This is a genomic window from Pseudomonas sp. 1L-B-1-E-C1 (assembly GCF_057291835.1).
This window is the reverse complement of the sequence record NZ_JBXAWN010000011.1, coordinates 66,968-82,656: the sequence shown is the minus strand read 5'-3', so window position 1 is coordinate 82,656 and position 15,689 is coordinate 66,968. Positions and strand designations below refer to the sequence as shown.

The 15,689-nt window shown below is 57.6% G+C and carries 19 protein-coding genes and 1 tRNA gene; 17 read left to right on the top strand and 3 right to left on the bottom strand.

The annotated features are described in order from the left end of the window. The 4 genes from AC0Z4S_RS19720 to AC0Z4S_RS19705 are packed head-to-tail and all read left to right on the top strand — an operon-like array spanning position 1 to position 3,422. Complete coding sequence (locus AC0Z4S_RS19720; protein ID WP_123418625.1) at positions 1–1,020, top strand: LacI family DNA-binding transcriptional regulator; 1,020 nt, start codon at positions 1–3, stop codon at positions 1,018–1,020. Between the two features lie 24 nt (positions 1,021–1,044). Continuing rightward, complete coding sequence (gene rbsK / locus AC0Z4S_RS19715; RefSeq protein WP_485624293.1) at positions 1,045–1,962, top strand: ribokinase; 918 nt, start codon at positions 1,045–1,047, stop codon at positions 1,960–1,962. Further along, entirely contained in the window at positions 1,959–2,363 is a 405-nt protein-coding gene (rbsD, locus tag AC0Z4S_RS19710) for a D-ribose pyranase (RefSeq protein ID WP_485624291.1), read from the top strand. The genes rbsK and rbsD overlap by 4 nt, the downstream gene beginning before the upstream one ends. 30 nt (positions 2,364–2,393) lie before the next feature. Next, a complete protein-coding gene (locus AC0Z4S_RS19705; protein WP_485624289.1) occupies positions 2,394–3,422 on the top strand; it encodes a nucleoside hydrolase in 1,029 nt (342 codons plus the stop codon). Positions 3,423–3,455: 33 nt separating this feature from the next. On the opposite strand, the gene AC0Z4S_RS19700 is transcribed toward AC0Z4S_RS19705, so the two are convergent. Further along, positions 3,456–3,656, bottom strand: coding sequence for a hypothetical protein (locus AC0Z4S_RS19700; RefSeq protein ID WP_253500735.1), 201 nt, complete (start codon positions 3,654–3,656; stop codon positions 3,456–3,458). A gap of 131 nt (positions 3,657–3,787) precedes the next feature. On the opposite strand from AC0Z4S_RS19700, the gene AC0Z4S_RS19695 reads away from it, so the two are divergent. Both AC0Z4S_RS19695 and AC0Z4S_RS19690 read left to right on the top strand, forming a co-directional pair. After that, positions 3,788–4,090 (top strand): hypothetical protein, encoded by a 303-nt coding sequence (locus tag AC0Z4S_RS19695; protein ID WP_485624288.1) that lies wholly within the window; start codon positions 3,788–3,790, stop codon positions 4,088–4,090. A gap of 162 nt (positions 4,091–4,252) precedes the next feature. Further along, positions 4,253–4,570, top strand: coding sequence for an I78 family peptidase inhibitor (locus AC0Z4S_RS19690; protein ID WP_065615026.1), 318 nt, complete (start codon positions 4,253–4,255; stop codon positions 4,568–4,570). 65 nt (positions 4,571–4,635) lie between these two features. On the opposite strand, the gene AC0Z4S_RS19685 is transcribed toward AC0Z4S_RS19690, so the two are convergent. Beyond that, positions 4,636–4,848: a cold-shock protein gene (locus tag AC0Z4S_RS19685; protein WP_003179963.1), complete on the bottom strand. Its 213-nt coding sequence runs from the start codon at positions 4,846–4,848 to the stop codon at positions 4,636–4,638. Positions 4,849–5,138: 290 nt separating this feature from the next. Beyond that, the gene (locus tag AC0Z4S_RS19680; RefSeq protein ID WP_042609454.1) at positions 5,139–5,441 is read right to left on the bottom strand and encodes a hypothetical protein; all 303 of its coding nucleotides are present in this window, start codon (positions 5,439–5,441) and stop codon (positions 5,139–5,141) included. Between the two features lie 370 nt (positions 5,442–5,811). On the opposite strand from AC0Z4S_RS19680, the gene thrS reads away from it, so the two are divergent. The 11 genes from thrS to AC0Z4S_RS19625 all read left to right on the top strand — a co-directional run bounded on the left by thrS (position 5,812) and on the right by AC0Z4S_RS19625 (position 15,562). After that, on the top strand, positions 5,812–7,734 hold the full coding sequence (gene thrS / locus AC0Z4S_RS19675) for a threonine--tRNA ligase (RefSeq protein WP_485624287.1): 1,923 nt from the start codon (positions 5,812–5,814) through the stop codon (positions 7,732–7,734). Next, positions 7,734–8,285 (top strand): translation initiation factor IF-3, encoded by a 552-nt coding sequence (gene infC, locus AC0Z4S_RS19670; protein ID WP_169432615.1) that lies wholly within the window; start codon positions 7,734–7,736, stop codon positions 8,283–8,285. Before thrS ends, infC begins: the two co-directional genes overlap by 1 nt. Before the next feature lie 60 nt (positions 8,286–8,345). Beyond that, positions 8,346–8,540, top strand: coding sequence for a 50S ribosomal protein L35 (gene rpmI / locus AC0Z4S_RS19665; protein ID WP_002553160.1), 195 nt, complete (start codon positions 8,346–8,348; stop codon positions 8,538–8,540). A gap of 27 nt (positions 8,541–8,567) precedes the next feature. After that, entirely contained in the window at positions 8,568–8,924 is a 357-nt protein-coding gene (gene rplT / locus AC0Z4S_RS19660; RefSeq protein ID WP_002553161.1) for a 50S ribosomal protein L20, read from the top strand. 109 nt (positions 8,925–9,033) lie between these two features. Continuing rightward, complete coding sequence (gene pheS, locus AC0Z4S_RS19655) at positions 9,034–10,050, top strand: phenylalanine--tRNA ligase subunit alpha (RefSeq protein WP_003226365.1); 1,017 nt, start codon at positions 9,034–9,036, stop codon at positions 10,048–10,050. Positions 10,051–10,076: 26 nt separating this feature from the next. After that, the gene (pheT, locus tag AC0Z4S_RS19650) at positions 10,077–12,455 is read left to right on the top strand and encodes a phenylalanine--tRNA ligase subunit beta (RefSeq protein ID WP_485624286.1); all 2,379 of its coding nucleotides are present in this window, start codon (positions 10,077–10,079) and stop codon (positions 12,453–12,455) included. Positions 12,456–12,458: 3 nt separating this feature from the next. Then, complete coding sequence (ihfA, locus tag AC0Z4S_RS19645; RefSeq protein ID WP_002553164.1) at positions 12,459–12,761, top strand: integration host factor subunit alpha; 303 nt, start codon at positions 12,459–12,461, stop codon at positions 12,759–12,761. Next, positions 12,742–13,098, top strand: a complete 357-nt coding sequence (locus tag AC0Z4S_RS19640) for a MerR family transcriptional regulator (RefSeq protein WP_003179985.1) — start codon at positions 12,742–12,744, stop codon at positions 13,096–13,098. The genes ihfA and AC0Z4S_RS19640 overlap by 20 nt, the downstream gene beginning before the upstream one ends. A gap of 89 nt (positions 13,099–13,187) precedes the next feature. Next, positions 13,188–13,264: transfer RNA gene (locus AC0Z4S_RS19635), tRNA-Pro, on the top strand. Positions 13,265–13,342: 78 nt separating this feature from the next. Next, the gene (locus tag AC0Z4S_RS19630) at positions 13,343–13,519 is read left to right on the top strand and encodes a hypothetical protein (protein WP_253500739.1); all 177 of its coding nucleotides are present in this window, start codon (positions 13,343–13,345) and stop codon (positions 13,517–13,519) included. 816 nt (positions 13,520–14,335) lie between these two features. After that, positions 14,336–15,562 carry an RtcB family protein gene (locus tag AC0Z4S_RS19625; protein ID WP_485624285.1) on the top strand — a complete coding sequence of 409 codons (1,227 nt, stop codon included), beginning with the start codon at positions 14,336–14,338 and terminating at the stop codon, positions 15,560–15,562. Positions 15,563–15,689 lie beyond the last annotated feature (127 nt).

Here is a 15,689-nt window from a genome sequence, read left to right as displayed (position 1 = left end):
ATGGCAACGATCAAGGATGTAGCGGCACTCGCGGGCATTTCCTACACGACCGTGTCGCACGTGGTAAACAACACCCGCCCGGTGAGTCAGGAAGTGCGGCGCAAAGTGGAGGCGGCAATCAAGAGCCTCGACTATGTGCCCAGTGCCGTGGCGCGCTCACTGAAAGCCAAGACCACCGCGACCATCGGCTTGCTGGTGCCGAACAGTCTCAACCCGTACTTCGCCGAACTGGCGCGGGGAATCGAGGATTACTGCGAGCGAAATGGCTACTGCGTGATCCTCTGCAACTCCGATGACAACCCGGAAAAACAGCGCAGTTATTTGCGCGTGTTGCTGGAAAAACGCATCGACGGTTTGATCGTCGCCTCCGCCGGCGGTGACAGTGGTCTGGCGGAAGGGCTGGCGGGTGTGAAAACGCCGATGGTCATCGTCGACCGGGGCCTGGAAGGGGTGAATGCCGATCTGGTGCGCATTGACCACGAATACGGCGCTTATCTGGCAACCCGTCACCTGCTCGAATTGGGACATCGCGACATCGCCACCATCGGCGGTCCGGCCAGTACCAGCGTGGCGCAAATGCGTCAGGCCGGTTATTGCCGAGCGCTGCAAGAGGCAGGGATCGAGGTGCGCGAAGAGCGCATGCTCGAGAGCGACTTCACCAGCACCGGTGGCTACAACGCCGCCGCCCGCCTGCTTGAAAGCAATCCGCCGAGTGCGATTTTTGCCGGTAACGACATGATTGGCATCGGTGTGCTGCGTGCAGCGGCCGAACGGAATGTCAGGGTGCCGGCTGAATTGTCGGTGATCGGCTTCGATGACATCCAGATGAGCCGTTACGTCTATCCGGCGCTTACCACGGTCGGCCAGTCGATCCTGCAACTGGGCGAGATGGCCGCCGAAGTGCTGTTGCGCAGAATTGCTGCGCCGGATTCGGGCACCGATCAGCGCATCGTGACCCCGAGCATTGTCCTGCGCGAATCGACCGCGCCGCTGTCCGGCGTGTTCACCGAATATCGCTGAAACCGAATTGATGAGTAGTGATGTATGCCAGCAAATGTAGTGGTAATTGGTAGCCTGAACATGGACCTGGTCACCCGGGCGCCACGGCTGCCTCGCGGCGGTGAAACACTGATCGGTCATACCTTCGCCACCGTGTCCGGCGGCAAGGGCGCCAATCAGGCAGTTGCCGCAGCGCGCCTGGGCGCGCAGGTGGCGATGATCGGTTGCGTCGGTAATGACGACTACGGTGTGCGGTTGCGCGATGCGTTGCTTGCCGAGCACATCGATTGCCAGGCTGTCAGCGTCGTCGAGGACTCCAGTGGCGTAGCGCTGATTGTGGTGGATGACAACAGCCAGAACGCGATCGTGATTGTCGCCGGTGCCAACGGCGCGATGACCCCGTGTGTGATCGACCGTTTTGATGCGGTGTTGCAGGCCGCTGACGTGGTGATCTGTCAGCTCGAGATTCCCGATGCAACGGTTGGGCATGCGCTCAAGCGTGCGCGTGAACTGGGAAAAACCGTAATCCTCAACCCGGCGCCGGCCAGTCGCCCTCTGCCGGCAGACTGGTTTGCCGCGATCGATTACCTGATTCCCAACGAGAGCGAAGCCGCCGCGTTGAGCGGATTGACTGTCGACTCGTTGCACACGGCTGAAACGGCTGCCAGCCAATTGATTGCCATGGGCGCGGGCAAAGTCATCGTCACCTTGGGCGCGCAGGGTTCGTTGTTCGCCAATGGCAATGGCTTCGAACATTTCCCCGCGCCGACCGTGAAGGCGGTGGATACCACGGCGGCGGGCGACACTTTTGTCGGCGGTTTCGCCGCAGCGCTGGCCAGCGGCAAGTCCGAGGCCGAGGCGATTCGCTACGGGCAGATCGCCGCCGCATTGTCGGTTACCCGCGCCGGTGCGCAACCCTCCATTCCAACCATTTCCGAAGTACAGGCGTTCAGACCCGCATGAAAAAGACTCCTTTGCTCAACGTCGCGCTGTCGCGACTGATCGCATCTCTTGGCCACGGTGACATGGTGGTGATTGGCGACGCCGGTTTGCCGGTGCCGCCGGGTGTCGAAGTGATCGATCTGGCGCTGACCCATGGCATCCCTGATTTCGTCAGCACGCTGAAAGTCGTACTCAGCGAAATGCAGGTGGAGAGCCATGTGCTGGCCAAGGAGATCTTCGACAAGCAACCGACGGCGCAGGCGGATCTGGACGCATTGAACGAAGAGGGCGCCCTGGGCCGTAGGGATCTGCTCACCCACGAACAGTTCAAGGTGTTGAGCCGACAGGCCAGGGCGATCATTCGTACAGGAGAATGTCAGCCGTACTGCAACATCGTTCTGGTCGCCGGGGTTACATTCTGATTTCCGATTCACCTGCACAAGGAATGCGCCATGCAACGCCATGCTGAAAAACTTCACCAACTGATCCGGAGCCTGCTGCTTGTGTCCGTGCTAACTGCGACCGGCGCTCAGGCGGCGGAAAAGATCGACCTGATCATCGACACCGATCCCGGCGCTGACGACGTGGTCGCCTTGCTCTTCGCGCTGGCATCGCCCGACGAGTTGAATATCCGCGCTCTGACTACCGTCGCCGGCAATGTGCGTCTGGACAAGACCTCGCGAAACGCGCGCCTGGCTCGCGAATGGGCGGGGCGCGAAGACGTGCCGGTTTACGCCGGTGCGCCGAAACCGCTGATGCGCACGCCGATCTACGCCGAGAACATTCATGGCAAGGAAGGCTTGTCGGGCGTTACGGTTCACGAACCGAAGAAAGGCCTGGCGCAAGGCAGTGCGGTCAACTATCTGATCGACACCCTGAAATCAGCCAAGCCACACAGCATCACCATTGCCATGCTCGGTCCACAGACCAATCTGGCGCTGGCGCTGATCCAGGAGCCGGAGATTGTTCAGGGCATCAAGGAAGTGGTGATCATGGGCGGGGCGCATTTCAACGGTGGCAACATCACCCCCGTCGCCGAATTCAACCTGTTCGCTGATCCACAGGCTGCCGAGGTGGTTCTCAAGAGCGGGGTGAAGCTTACGTATCTGCCGCTGGACGTGACGCACAAGATCTTGACCAGTGACGCACGCCTCAAGCAGATTGCCGCGCTGAACAACAATGCGAGCAAGATCGTCGGCGACATTCTCAACGAATATATCAAGGGCGATATGGAGCACTACGGCATTCCCGGCGGCCCGGTGCATGACGCGACTGTTGTGGCGTACCTGCTCAAGCCTGAGCTGTTTACCGGTCGGGCGGTCAATGTCGTGGTGGACAGTCGGGAAGGTCCGACATTCGGCCAGACCATTGTTGACTGGTACGACGGTCTGAAAGCACCGAAGAATGCGTTCTGGGTCGAAAATGGCGACGCCCAGGGCTTCTTTGATCTGCTGACCGAGCGCCTGAAACGCCTCAAATAAGTCCGCTGACCCGCAGGCTTCTGCCTGCGGGTTTCACTGCGCGTGTTCGGCCGGTACGGTCGGGTATCGTTCGAATACCTGATTGATGAATTGCTGCGCCGCCTCGATTCCCAGCTCCTTGACCAATAGATCGATGCCGATCAGCGCCAGCTCTTCCGTCGTACCGGGGCTGTAGGAGCTGTGTCCGTCTGCCCATTTGGCTTTGATGTCGGCGTCGATGCTGAGGCTGGTCATGAGAAGGCTCGAAAAGTCAGGATGTCTGTATTTCGAGTTAACCATTTTGCGCGGCGTTTGGCACTGCGACTTAGGCATGAGCGGAGTGCTATGCGACACTTGGTCTTTTACGGTTTACCAAGGACCCTGTTGTGCAGATCGATCTGAATACCCCTGACGGCCTCACGCTCGACGCTGTGCGCCAATTGCTCGCCTCGGGCAGCGACGACGAACATACTCAATTGCGCGTGACCAAGAGCGGCATCGCCTATTTGTCCAGCGTGACTGGCGGGCAGGATATCGACGGTCTGCGGTTTCGTCTTGAAACCTGGGCGAAGGGCTCGGGCTATGTCGGCAAGGTCGCGGCCAGCGATGAAGTCTGGGTGATGCAGATTTTCAACGCGCTCAAGGACAACTGGCCGAATCCGCCCTTTGATTACATCGACGTTTATTAAGCGTTGTTAATATTCAGTCACGATTGTTTGATGAGCCGGGCAGGGCAGCTCAGGCACACTTGGCATTTTTCCGCTCGTGGGGCATGGCTGTGGCCGTGAAACCAAACGCCAAGCTGGCGGTCGCACGATCTCTGCTTAAACATTTGAAAACAAGGAGGCTTCATGCCTTTGAAGTTCGCGACACTGGGTGCACTTATGGCCGCTGCTCTATTGGCCGGTTGCAGCACAACCTCCAGCGAGTCGGCAAAGGAGCCCGTGGCGGCTGAATCCGGAAATAGCCGCTGCGAAGCATCGGCAGCACAATTTGCCGTTGGCAAGAAAGCATCCCCTGAGCTGCTGGATCAGGCGCGTGCCAAGGCTGGAGCGCAAAACGCGCGCTTCCTCAAGCCGAACGACATGATCACTCTGGAATATCGCTCCGACCGGCTGAACCTCAACACCGACAACAACCTGGTGGTTACCCGCGTCAACTGCGGCTGAGTCCTTTTGTTTCAGGCATAAAAAACCCCGTCACCTGGACGGGGTTTTTTTAGTGCGCCGGGAAATTACTCTGGGCGAACCTGTGCAGCTTGCATACCCTTTTGGCCTTTCTCAGCCACGAAAGAGACGGTCTGGCCTTCTTTCAGGCTTTTGAAACCGTCGGATTCGATAGCTTTGAAGTGTACGAACAGGTCGTCACCGCCACCTTGAGGAGTGATGAAGCCGAAGCCTTTTTCATCGTTGAACCATTTAACGGTGCCGGTTTGGCGATTAGACATGGTGTATCTCCAAGAAACATATATTTTCAGTAGTACTGTGCTGCTCAGGCCAACTGGGCACACCCGGGTATCATAGTCGAAATGTTCGCTTTGGTAGCCCCCCGGACGTGCTGTTTGCCAATCAGTCGTGTTTTCTTTACCGCCTGTTTCTGCTGAAAGCCCCGGTTTGAAAGGCTTGCAGCGAAACGTAAAGACGATAAAAAAACCTGTAAAACCTGCATAAATCGTCCAAAAAGGCTCATTTCCAACACTTTTTTCGGCCTTTCAAGCGATCCGGATGCTCGGTTTTGTTATTTTTTGGCCGGGGTATTTGCTTTGCATTTGGCGATCTGGCCAAGGGCTTTCTGCTGCAGTTCCGGAGCCGCCTTGTTGTCCATCAGTGCCTGAATATCGCTGGCCGGATAGGACTTGATGGCGTCAGCACCGCAAGCGCAGTGCGATTTCGCTGCGGCAGCACCGATTTGTGGGGTGGCAGCCTGGGTGCACTGGGCCATGTACTTCTCGCGCTCGCCCTTCGGCCAGTCGGCATGGGCGCTCAGTGGCAGCAGCAGAACGACGGGGGCGACGGCGGCGAATAAGCTTTTCAGACGCATGCGAGGATGCTCCTTGTGGGTCAATGTCTTGTTATCTGAGGGCGCAAGGCCCGATCAAGTTCAGCACTCTGGCATAAAAACGGACATTTGGCCTTCTGCCAAATCAGGGCGTAGGCGACCGCTCATCTGTGCTAGCATGCCGGGCTCAAGCGTTCTCAGGCTTCGGATGACCTTCAGTCCCGAAGCGGTCGGCGTGCGAATTTTCCCGATTTGAATCCCAGTCACTCTGGTTCGGTTTTCCGGTTGGCCGCAAGGCTCCTGCCGCTGTAAGGCAGGCGTTCGTCATTGAATGGCCTGGATCGGATCTTGTACTGGCTCATCCCAACCCACGTGACCTTTGGTAGGGGTCACCACTAGGAGAGGAGGCGCCATGCCAACTATTACTCTTCCCGACGGCAGTCAACGTTCATTCGATCACCCGGTTTCCGTAGCCGAGGTCGCCGCATCCATTGGTGCAGGCCTGGCCAAGGCCACGCTCGCCGGCAAGGTCAATGGCCAGCTGGTCGACGCCAGCGACATCATCAGCAGCGACGCGACCCTGCAAATCATTACGCCAAAGGATGAAGAGGGGCTGGAGATCATTCGCCACTCTTGCGCGCACCTGGTCGGCCACGCGGTCAAACAGCTGTACCCGACCGCGAAAATGGTCATTGGCCCGGTCATCGACGAAGGCTTCTATTACGACATCGCCTACGAGCGTCCTTTCACGCCGGAAGACATGGCGGCCATCGAACAGCGCATGCAGCAGCTGATCGAAAAGGATTATGACGTCATCAAGAAAGTCACCCCGCGTGCCGAAGTGATCGAAGTGTTCAAGGCTCGTGGCGAGGACTACAAGCTGCGTCTGGTCGAAGACATGCCGAACGAGCAGGCCATGGGTCTGTACTATCACGAAGAATACGTCGACATGTGCCGCGGTCCGCACGTGCCGAACACACGTTTCCTGAAATCCTTCAAGCTGACCAAGCTGTCGGGCGCCTACTGGCGCGGCGACGCCAAGAACGAGCAATTGCAGCGCGTTTACGGCACCGCCTGGGCTGACAAGAAGCAGCTGGCGGCGTACATCCAGCGCATCGAAGAAGCTGAAAAGCGCGATCACCGCAAGATCGGCAAGCGTCTGGGCCTGTTCCATACCCAGGAAGAATCTCCGGGCATGGTGTTCTGGCACCCGAACGGCTGGACTTTGTACCAAGTGCTCGAGCAGTACATGCGCAAGATCCAGCGCGACAACGGTTACCTTGAGATCAAGACTCCTCAAGTCGTCGATCGCAGCCTGTGGGAGAAATCCGGGCACTGGGCCAACTACGCCGACAACATGTTCACCACTCAGTCGGAAAACCGCGACTACGCGATCAAGCCGATGAACTGCCCGTGCCACGTGCAGGTGTTCAATCAGGGCCTGAAAAGCTACCGCGAGTTGCCGATGCGTCTGGCCGAGTTCGGTGCCTGCCACCGTAACGAGCCGTCGGGTGCGTTGCACGGCATCATGCGCGTGCGAGCGTTCACTCAGGACGACGCGCACATCTTCTGCACCGAAGAGCAGATGCAGGCCGAGTCCGCTGCGTTCATCAAGCTGACCATGGACGTCTATCGCGATTTCGGCTTTACCGAAGTCGAGATGAAACTGTCCACTCGTCCGGAAAAACGCGTCGGCTCCGATGAATTGTGGGATCGCGCTGAAGCTGCATTGGCTGCAGCCCTTGATTCCGCTGGTCTGCCGTACGATCTGCAGCCGGGCGAGGGTGCTTTCTACGGGCCGAAGATCGAGTTCTCGCTGAAAGATTGTCTCGGTCGAGTCTGGCAGTGTGGTACCTTGCAGCTCGATTTTAACCTGCCTGTGCGTTTGGGCGCTGAATACGTCTCTGAAGACAACAGCCGCAAACACCCGGTGATGTTGCACCGGGCCATCCTCGGTTCGTTCGAGCGTTTCGTCGGGATTCTGATCGAGCACTACGAAGGTGCTTTCCCTGCGTGGCTCGCGCCGACCCAGGCGGTGATCATGAATATCACTGATAAACAGGCAGATTTTGTTGCAGAGGTTGAAAAAACTCTCAACGAAAGCGGATTTCGTGCCAAGTCCGACTTGAGAAATGAAAAGATCGGCTTTAAAATCCGCGAGCATACTTTGCTCAAGGTTCCCTATCTTTTGGTTATCGGAGATAAGGAAGTCGAGATGCAGACTGTCGCTGTGCGTACTCGTGAAGGTGCTGACCTGGGCTCGATGCCCGTCGCCCGGTTCGCTGAGTTTCTCGCGCAAGCGGTTTCCCGGCGTGGTCGCCCAGATTCGGAGTAATTATTATTAAGCGTGAAATGAGACAAGATAAACGAGCTGCACCGAAAGCCCCGATCAACGAGAATATCTCGGCACGCGAGGTTCGGTTAATTGGCGCTGATGGCGAGCAGATTGGCATCGTCTCGATTGATGAAGCGCTTCGTATCGCTGAAGAAGCAAAGCTTGATCTGGTGGAAATTTCCGCAGATGCAGTCCCGCCTGTTTGCCGGGTGATGGACTACGGCAAATCGATCTTCGAGAAGAAGAAGCAGATTGCCGCGGCGAAGAAAAACCAGAAGCAGATTCAGGTTAAAGAAATCAAGTTTCGTCCAGGGACGGAGGAAGGGGATTACCAGGTAAAACTGCGCAACCTGGTACGTTTCCTGAGTGACGGGGACAGGGCCAAGGTATCCTTGCGATTCCGCGGCCGTGAGATGGCCCACCAGGAGCTGGGGATGGAACTCCTCAAGCGGGTTGAACAAGACCTGCTCGAGTACGGTTCGGTCGAACAGCATCCTAAGATGGAAGGACGCCAGCTGATCATGGTCATCGCCCCGAAAAAGAAGAAGTAATCAACAGGGCACGGCAGGCCTTCTGATTATGTTTATCAACTGAATGCGGAGTATCCGAACATGCCAAAAATGAAAACCAAAAGTGGTGCTGCCAAGCGGTTTCTGAAAACTGCTAACGGCATCAAGCACAAGCACGCTTTCAAGAGCCACATCCTGACTAAAATGTCGACCAAGCGTAAGCGTCAACTGCGCGGTAGCAGCTTGCTGCATCCGTCTGACGTGGCAAAAGTCGAGCGCATGCTGCGCCTTCGTTAATTTAGTCAAGAATAGAGGAAGTAACTCATGGCTCGTGTAAAGCGTGGCGTCATTGCCCGTAAGCGTCACAAAAAAATTCTGAAACTTGCTAAAGGCTACTACGGCGCACGCTCCCGCGTATTCCGTGTTGCCAAGCAAGCGGTAATCAAGGCAGGCCAATACGCCTACCGTGACCGTCGTCAGAAAAAACGTCAGTTCCGCGCTCTGTGGATCGCTCGTATCAACGCTGGTGCTCGTGTTAACGGTCTGTCCTACAGCCGTTTCATCGCTGGCCTGAAAAAAGCGTCCATCGAGATCGACCGTAAGGTTCTGGCTGATCTGGCAGTGAACGAAAAAGCGGCGTTTGCTGCGATTGTCGAGAAAGCTAAAGCCACCTTGGCTTAAGTACCCCCGACAGTCACCCGGCCTCACCTCTGTGGGGCCAGGTGTTAAACGTCATAAATAGGGGAAGAGCCTTCAAGCTCTTCCCCTATTTTGTATCTGGAGTCTGTACATGGAAAACCTGGATGCGCTGGTCTCTCAAGCACTAGAGGCTGTGCAAAGCGCTGAAGATATCAATGCCCTGGAGCAAATCCGGGTTCAATACCTTGGCAAGAAGGGCGAATTGACTCAGGTGATGAAGACCCTGGGGAATCTGCCCGCCGAAGAGCGTCCGCAAGTCGGTGCGCTGATCAACGTTGCCAAGGAACGTGTTACAGGCGTTCTCAATGCGCGCATGGCCCTGTTTGAAGAAGCCGAGCTGGCTGCCAAACTGTCCGCCGAATCCATCGATGTGACATTGCCGGGCCGTGGCCAGACCTCTGGCGGTCTGCATCCGGTCACCCGGACTCTGGAACGCGTCGAGCAGTTCTTCACCCGCATCGGCTACGGCATCGCCGAAGGCCCTGAGGTCGAAGACGACTATCACAACTTCGAAGCGCTCAACATCCCAGGCCATCACCCGGCCCGGTCGATGCATGACACCTTCTATTTCAATGCCAACATGTTGCTGCGCACCCATACCTCGCCGGTACAGGTCCGCACCATGGAATCGAAGCAGCCGCCGATCCGCATCGTCTGCCCAGGCCGCGTGTATCGCAGCGACTCCGATATCACCCACTCGCCGATGTTCCACCAGGTCGAAGGTCTGCTGGTTGATCGCGACATCAATTTTGCCGACCTCAAAGGCACCATCGAAGAATTCCTGCGAGTGTTCTTCGAGAAAGAACTGGCCGTTCGTTTCCGTCCTTCGTACTTCCCGTTCACCGAGCCATCCGCCGAAGTCGATATGGAATGCGTGATGTGCAGCGGTAAAGGCTGCCGCGTCTGCAAGCAGACCGGCTGGCTGGAAGTGATGGGCTGCGGCATGGTTCACCCGAACGTGCTGCGCATGTCCGGCATCGATCCGGAAGAGTTCTCCGGCTTTGCCTTTGGCATGGGTGTCGAGCGTCTGGCGATGCTCCGTTACGGCGTGAACGACTTGCGTCTGTTCTTCGACAACGACTTGCGGTTCCTCGCGCAATTTCGCTAGTCGTAACGAATTCTTAGGAGAGCAGGATGAAATTCAGTGAACAATGGCTGCGTGGCTGGGTTAGCCCGCAGGTAGATCGCGACGAGCTGGTTGCCCGTCTGTCGATGGCCGGTCTTGAGGTCGATAGTGTTACTCCGGCCGCCGGTGTATTCAGTGGCGTCGTGGTGGGCGAAGTGCTGAGCACTGAGCAGCACCCGGACGCCGACAAGTTGCGTGTGTGCCAGGTCAGCAATGGCGCGGAAACCTTCCAGGTCGTGTGCGGAGCGCCAAATGTGCGCCCGGGCCTGAAGATTCCATTCGCCATGATCGGCGCAGAACTGCCGGGCGACTTCAAGATCAAGAAAGCCAAGCTGCGCGGCGTCGAGTCCAACGGCATGCTGTGCTCGCAAGCCGAGCTGCAGGTCGGTGAAGGCAACGATGGTCTCATGGAGCTGCCGGCCGATGCGCCGTTGGGCGAAGACTTCCGTGTGTACCTGGATCTGGAAGACTCCAGCATCGAGGTCGACCTGACCCCGAACCGTGGCGACTGCCTGTCCCTGGCCGGTCTGGCCCGTGAAGTGGGCGCTCTGTACGCCGTGCCGGTCACCCGCCCTGCAGTGGCTGCGGTTCCCGCTGTACACGACGAAGTGCGTTCGGTCGAGGTGCTGGCGCCAGCAGCCTGCCCACGTTACTTGGGTCGGGTCATCCGTAACGTCGATCTGTCCAGGCCAACCCCGCTGTGGATGGTTGAGCGTTTGCGTCGTGCTGACGTGCGCAGCATCGACGCTGCCGTCGACATCACCAACTACGTGATGCTCGAATTGGGTCAGCCGTTGCACGCTTTCGATCTCGCCGAAATCAACGGCGGCATTCGTGTGCGCATGGCTGAAGAGGGCGAGAAGCTGGTGCTGCTCGACGGTCAGGAAGTCAGCCTGCGTAGCGATACTCTGGTGATCGCCGACCACACCCGGGCGCTGGCAATTGCCGGTGTCATGGGCGGTGAGCATAGCGGTGTTTCCGAGACCACGCGTGATGTGTTCCTCGAATCTGCGTTCTTCGACCAGATCGCTGTTGCCGGCAAGGCCCGCTCCTACGGCCTGCACACCGACGCGTCGCATCGTTACGAGCGCGGTGTTGACTGGCAACTGGCCCGTGAAGCCATGGAGCGCGCCACTGGCCTGCTGTTGGAGATCACCGGCGGCGAAGCTGGCCCCATCATCGAGACCGTCAGCGAGCAACATCTGCCGTCGATCGCGCCGATCACTCTGCGTGCCCAGCGCATCACTCAGATGCTCGGCATGGAAATGGATGCGGCACAGGTCGAGCGTCTGCTCAGCGCCCTGGGCCTGAACATTAGCGCTGACGGGGAAGGGCAGTGGCGCGTCGAAGTGCCAAGCCACCGCTTCGATATCAGTCTGGAAGTCGACCTGATCGAAGAACTGGCTCGTCTGTACGGTTACAATCGTCTGCCGGTTCGCTACCCGCAAGCGCGCCTGGCGCCGCAAGCCAAGGCTGAAGCGCGTAGCGATCTGCCTGAGCTGCGCCGTCTGCTGGTCGCGCGGGGTTATCAGGAAGCGATTACCTACAGCTTCATCGATCCGAAGCAGTTCGAGCTGTTCAACCCGGGCGTCGAGCCACTGTTGCTGGCCAATCCGATTTCCAACGACATGGCGGCCATGCGTTCGTCGCTGTGGCCAGGTCTGGTCAAGGCGCTGCAGCACAACCTCAACCGACAGCAGGATCGCGTGCGTCTGTTCGAGAGTGGTCTGCGCTTCGTCGGCCAGCTTGAAGGCTTGAAGCAAGAGCCGATGCTGTCCGGTGTTGTCTGCGGTAGCCGCTTGCCGGAAGGCTGGGCGCAGGGCCGCGACACCGTCGACTTCTTCGATGTGAAGGCCGATGTTGAAGCGGTGCTGGGTTTCGCCGGTGCACTGGACTCGTTCACTTTCGCTCCGGGCAAACATCCGGCGCTGCATCCGGGTCAGACCGCCCGCATTGAGCGTGAAGGTCGCGAAGTGGGCTTCATCGGTGCAATCCACCCAGAATTGTCGAAAACTCTGGGGCTGGATCGTCCGGTGTTCGTTTTCGAGCTGGTTCTGGCGGAAGTGGCACTCGGTAAAATGCCGAAATTCCACGAGTTGTCGCGCTTTCCTGAAGTGCGTCGTGACCTTGCATTGATCGCATATAAAGACGTCGCGGCCTCGGCTGTACTGGACGTAATCCGTGAAAATGCAGGCGAATGGCTCACAGAGCTCAGGCTGTTTGACGTGTATCAGGGTAAAGGTATTGATCCTGATAGAAAAAGCCTTGCAGTCGGCTTGACCTGGCAGCATCCATCGCGCACTCTTAATGACGATGAGGTGAATTCGACGACGCAAAACATCCTCACCTCGCTCGAACAAAGGTTGAACGCCACGTTAAGGAAGTGACGTATGGGGGCTTTGACGAAAGCTGAGATGGCGGAACGTCTGTATGAAGAGCTGGGCCTGAACAAGCGGGAAGCCAAGGAATTGGTCGAACTGTTTTTCGAGGAAATCAGGCACGCTCTTGAAGACAACGAGCAGGTCAAATTGTCCGGTTTCGGCAATTTCGATCTTCGGGACAAACGCCAGCGGCCTGGCCGCAACCCGAAAACGGGGGAAGAAATCCCGATCACGGCTCGCCGTGTGGTCACCTTTCGTCCAGGGCAGAAGTTGAAGGCCCGAGTTGAGGCTTATGCTGGAACCAAGTCATAACGACGAGCTACCCGTCATCCCGGGCAAACGCTACTTCACCATCGGTGAAGTCAGCGAGCTGTGTGCGGTAAAACCACACGTGCTGCGCTATTGGGAGCAGGAGTTTCCTCAGCTCAACCCCGTCAAACGCCGCGGAAACCGCCGGTATTATCAGCGCCAAGACGTGCTGATGATCCGGCAGATCCGCGCGCTCCTTTACGATCAGGGTTTCACCATCGGCGGCGCGCGTCTGCGCCTATCCGGCGATGAAGCCAAGGACGACACCACGCAGTACAAACAGATGATTCGGCAGATGATTGCGGAATTGGAAGATGTCCTGGTGGTGCTCAAGAAATAAAAAGCTGCGTTTGAATACTTCCAGTTTTCAAATGCTTGCGATATATTCTTGAGCGCTCTTCGAGGTGAAGAGCGAAACGCAACATCAGTCGGGGCGTAGCGCAGTCCGGTAGCGCACTAGCATGGGGTGCTAGGGGTCGAGTGTTCGAATCACTCCGTCCCGACCATATTTTTCAATGACTTAGGCCGATGTTCACAGCATTGGCCTTTTTCATGTGCGTGAGATTTGCGAATGGAGTCGAGTCATGGATAAGGCGTTCAAACAGCCAATGTTTGTTGTTGGGCTGCCACTTGCAATTTGCGGCTTCGTTTTCGGCCTCAATGGTCTTCTCGCCAGCGGAACCTTGGCTCACGTAGCGCCGGGGCTATTGATACCTGGCTTGGTGTTCATGTTGATAGGGTGGCTGCAACGGAATAAGTGATTTGTCGCCTCGTCGTTGTATGAGGCTTTTTTATGCCCGCTCGTCGAGCAGATTGCACTCCGGGGCTGCGCATTTTCTCTCAATAATATGCGCAGCCCCTGCGCCACCGACGGGAGAAAATGATGATCGACGACAACAACGGCCCTGAAGCGCCATATCCGGGACCAGGCGAGCAAACCCCTGACTCTGGCCAGGGTCATGATTCCGGCCTGGAGCAGGCTGACTCTGAGCCAAAGCAAGGTGCCGACGAACGACCAGAGGACTGGAATCCGCCACCCGGGAATCCTGGCTCAGATCAAGATGCCCAGACGGGCCGAAATAACGGCGGCGCGAAATAGGCGCATGGAATTCATATCGTGTACAAGACCCGGCCCAACGTGCCGGGTTTTTTTATTGCCATCGAACTCGCTAGCAACGTAGCCGAGATCTAAACGGAGGTGGTCATCTGGTTTTGAGTGGGCGAAGCCATACGGCGCCGGCGGCTGGACGTTTCGATCCAGGCGCCGGCAGCAAGCATGTTCACTCTACTATGCAGATCCAGCGGTGGTTGTATCGGTATGGCGCGCGCGTAAAGTGGACGTCTGAGACCATCTTCATGCCGCGCTCTTGAAGCGCTTCGGTCAATTGTACGAGTGTCTCTGCCTGGATAGTCATTGCTGTCACCTCGTCAGATTTACTGCGTTCATAATTCTTGACCGAGGGATCAGGCGGCTAATTCATTTTTTCTACGGTAATCATTGAGGCTGTGTGATCAGGGCGCTGCAGTTCACTTTGTGCCTGCGATTTCAGCTGATGGAAACGAACAGGACAACCGATATGAAAGACCAAACCTACCAACTCCTCGAAGTCGCCAACGGCAAACCCATCAAACTGTGGACCGAAGGCGTCCCGGTTGAAAACGAAGCCCGCGCACAGTTGATGAACACGGCGAAAATGCCATTCATCTTCAAGCATCTGGCGGTGATGCCCGATGTGCACCTGGGCAAGGGGTCGACGATTGGCAGCGTGATTCCAACAATTGGCGCGATCATTCCGGCGGCGGTGGGCGTCGACATCGGTTGCGGCATGATCGCTGCGCGCACATCGCTGACTGCCGCCGATTTGCCTGACAACCTGCACGGGTTGCGCAGTGCCATTGAACAGGCGGTTCCCCATGGCCGCAGTTTGAGTCGTTCGCGGCGAGACAAAGGCGCTTGGGACGAGATTCCGCAGCAAGCCGATCAGGCCTGGGCGGGCTTGCAGCCGCGCTTCAAATTGATCACCGACAAGTATCCGAAACTGGCCCACACCAACAATCGTGGGCACTTGGGAACTCTCGGTAGCGGCAACCACTTCATCGAAGTGTGCCTGGATGAAGCCAACCGGGTGTGGTTCATGCTGCACAGTGGCTCGCGCGGCGTCGGCAACGCCATTGGCAACCTGTTCATCCAACTGGCCCAAGCCGATATGCGTCAGCACATCGCCAACCTGCCGGACCGTGACCTTGCCTATTTCGAAGAAGGCAGCCAGCACTTTGATGATTACGCGGAAGCAGTGGGGTGGGCGCAGGACTTCGCCAGACAGAACCGCGAACTGATGATGCGCGCAGTGATTCAGGCCACGCGGCAGATCATCCGCAAGCCGTTCGAAGTGGCGCTGGAGGCCGTCAACTGCCACCACAATTATGTGCAGAAAGAGCGGCATTTTGGTCAGGAGGTACTGATCACCCGCAAAGGCGCGGTGTCAGCGAAGAAGGGCGAACTGGGGATTATTCCGGGCTCGATGGGCGCCAAGAGCTTTATCGTTCGCGGTCTGGGCAACACAGAATCGTTCAGTTCCTGCAGCCACGGCGCCGGCCGCACCATGAGCCGCACCAAGGCCAAGAATACCTTCACCGTCGCCGATCAGATCCGCGCCACCGCCCATGTGGAGTGTCGCAAGGACGAAGCGGTCATCGACGAAATTCCGATGGCCTACAAGGACATCGACAAAGTCATGCACGCCCAGCGTGAGCTGGTGGAAGTGCTGCACACCTTGCGTCAGGTGGTGTGCGTCAAAGGATAACGCCACGTACTGCCGACGATGGCAAGTGGTGGAGCGTTCACTATGCCGCACATGACCAAACTGCTCAGCAGCGGCGGGCCGCCCCGAAATCTGTTGCGAAACCTCATCGAGCGCCGCTAGCCTTCGG

Bases quoted from the DNA above. Each gene is read 5' to 3' on its own strand.
- AC0Z4S_RS19705 (WP_485624289.1), top strand. From the start codon at position 2,394: ATGCAACGCCATGCTGAAAAACTTCACCAACTGATCCGGAGCCTGCTG.
- AC0Z4S_RS19690 (WP_065615026.1), top strand. From the start codon at position 4,253: ATGCCTTTGAAGTTCGCGACACTGGGTGCACTTATGGCCGCTGCTCTA.
- AC0Z4S_RS19700 (WP_253500735.1), bottom strand. From the start codon at position 3,656: ATGACCAGCCTCAGCATCGACGCCGACATCAAAGCCAAATGGGCAGAC.
- ihfA (WP_002553164.1), top strand. From the start codon at position 12,459: ATGGGGGCTTTGACGAAAGCTGAGATGGCGGAACGTCTGTATGAAGAG.
- AC0Z4S_RS19680 (WP_042609454.1), bottom strand. From the start codon at position 5,441: ATGCGTCTGAAAAGCTTATTCGCCGCCGTCGCCCCCGTCGTTCTGCTG.
- AC0Z4S_RS19685 (WP_003179963.1), bottom strand. From the start codon at position 4,848: ATGTCTAATCGCCAAACCGGCACCGTTAAATGGTTCAACGATGAAAAA.
- AC0Z4S_RS19720 (WP_123418625.1), top strand. From the start codon at position 1: ATGGCAACGATCAAGGATGTAGCGGCACTCGCGGGCATTTCCTACACG.
- pheS (WP_003226365.1), top strand. From the start codon at position 9,034: ATGGAAAACCTGGATGCGCTGGTCTCTCAAGCACTAGAGGCTGTGCAA.
- rpmI (WP_002553160.1), top strand. From the start codon at position 8,346: ATGCCAAAAATGAAAACCAAAAGTGGTGCTGCCAAGCGGTTTCTGAAA.
- rbsD (WP_485624291.1), top strand. From the start codon at position 1,959: ATGAAAAAGACTCCTTTGCTCAACGTCGCGCTGTCGCGACTGATCGCA.
- thrS (WP_485624287.1), top strand. From the start codon at position 5,812: ATGCCAACTATTACTCTTCCCGACGGCAGTCAACGTTCATTCGATCAC.
- rplT (WP_002553161.1), top strand. From the start codon at position 8,568: ATGGCTCGTGTAAAGCGTGGCGTCATTGCCCGTAAGCGTCACAAAAAA.
- AC0Z4S_RS19640 (WP_003179985.1), top strand. From the start codon at position 12,742: ATGCTGGAACCAAGTCATAACGACGAGCTACCCGTCATCCCGGGCAAA.
- AC0Z4S_RS19625 (WP_485624285.1), top strand. From the start codon at position 14,336: ATGAAAGACCAAACCTACCAACTCCTCGAAGTCGCCAACGGCAAACCC.
- rbsK (WP_485624293.1), top strand. From the start codon at position 1,045: ATGCCAGCAAATGTAGTGGTAATTGGTAGCCTGAACATGGACCTGGTC.
- pheT (WP_485624286.1), top strand. From the start codon at position 10,077: ATGAAATTCAGTGAACAATGGCTGCGTGGCTGGGTTAGCCCGCAGGTA.
- AC0Z4S_RS19630 (WP_253500739.1), top strand. From the start codon at position 13,343: ATGGATAAGGCGTTCAAACAGCCAATGTTTGTTGTTGGGCTGCCACTT.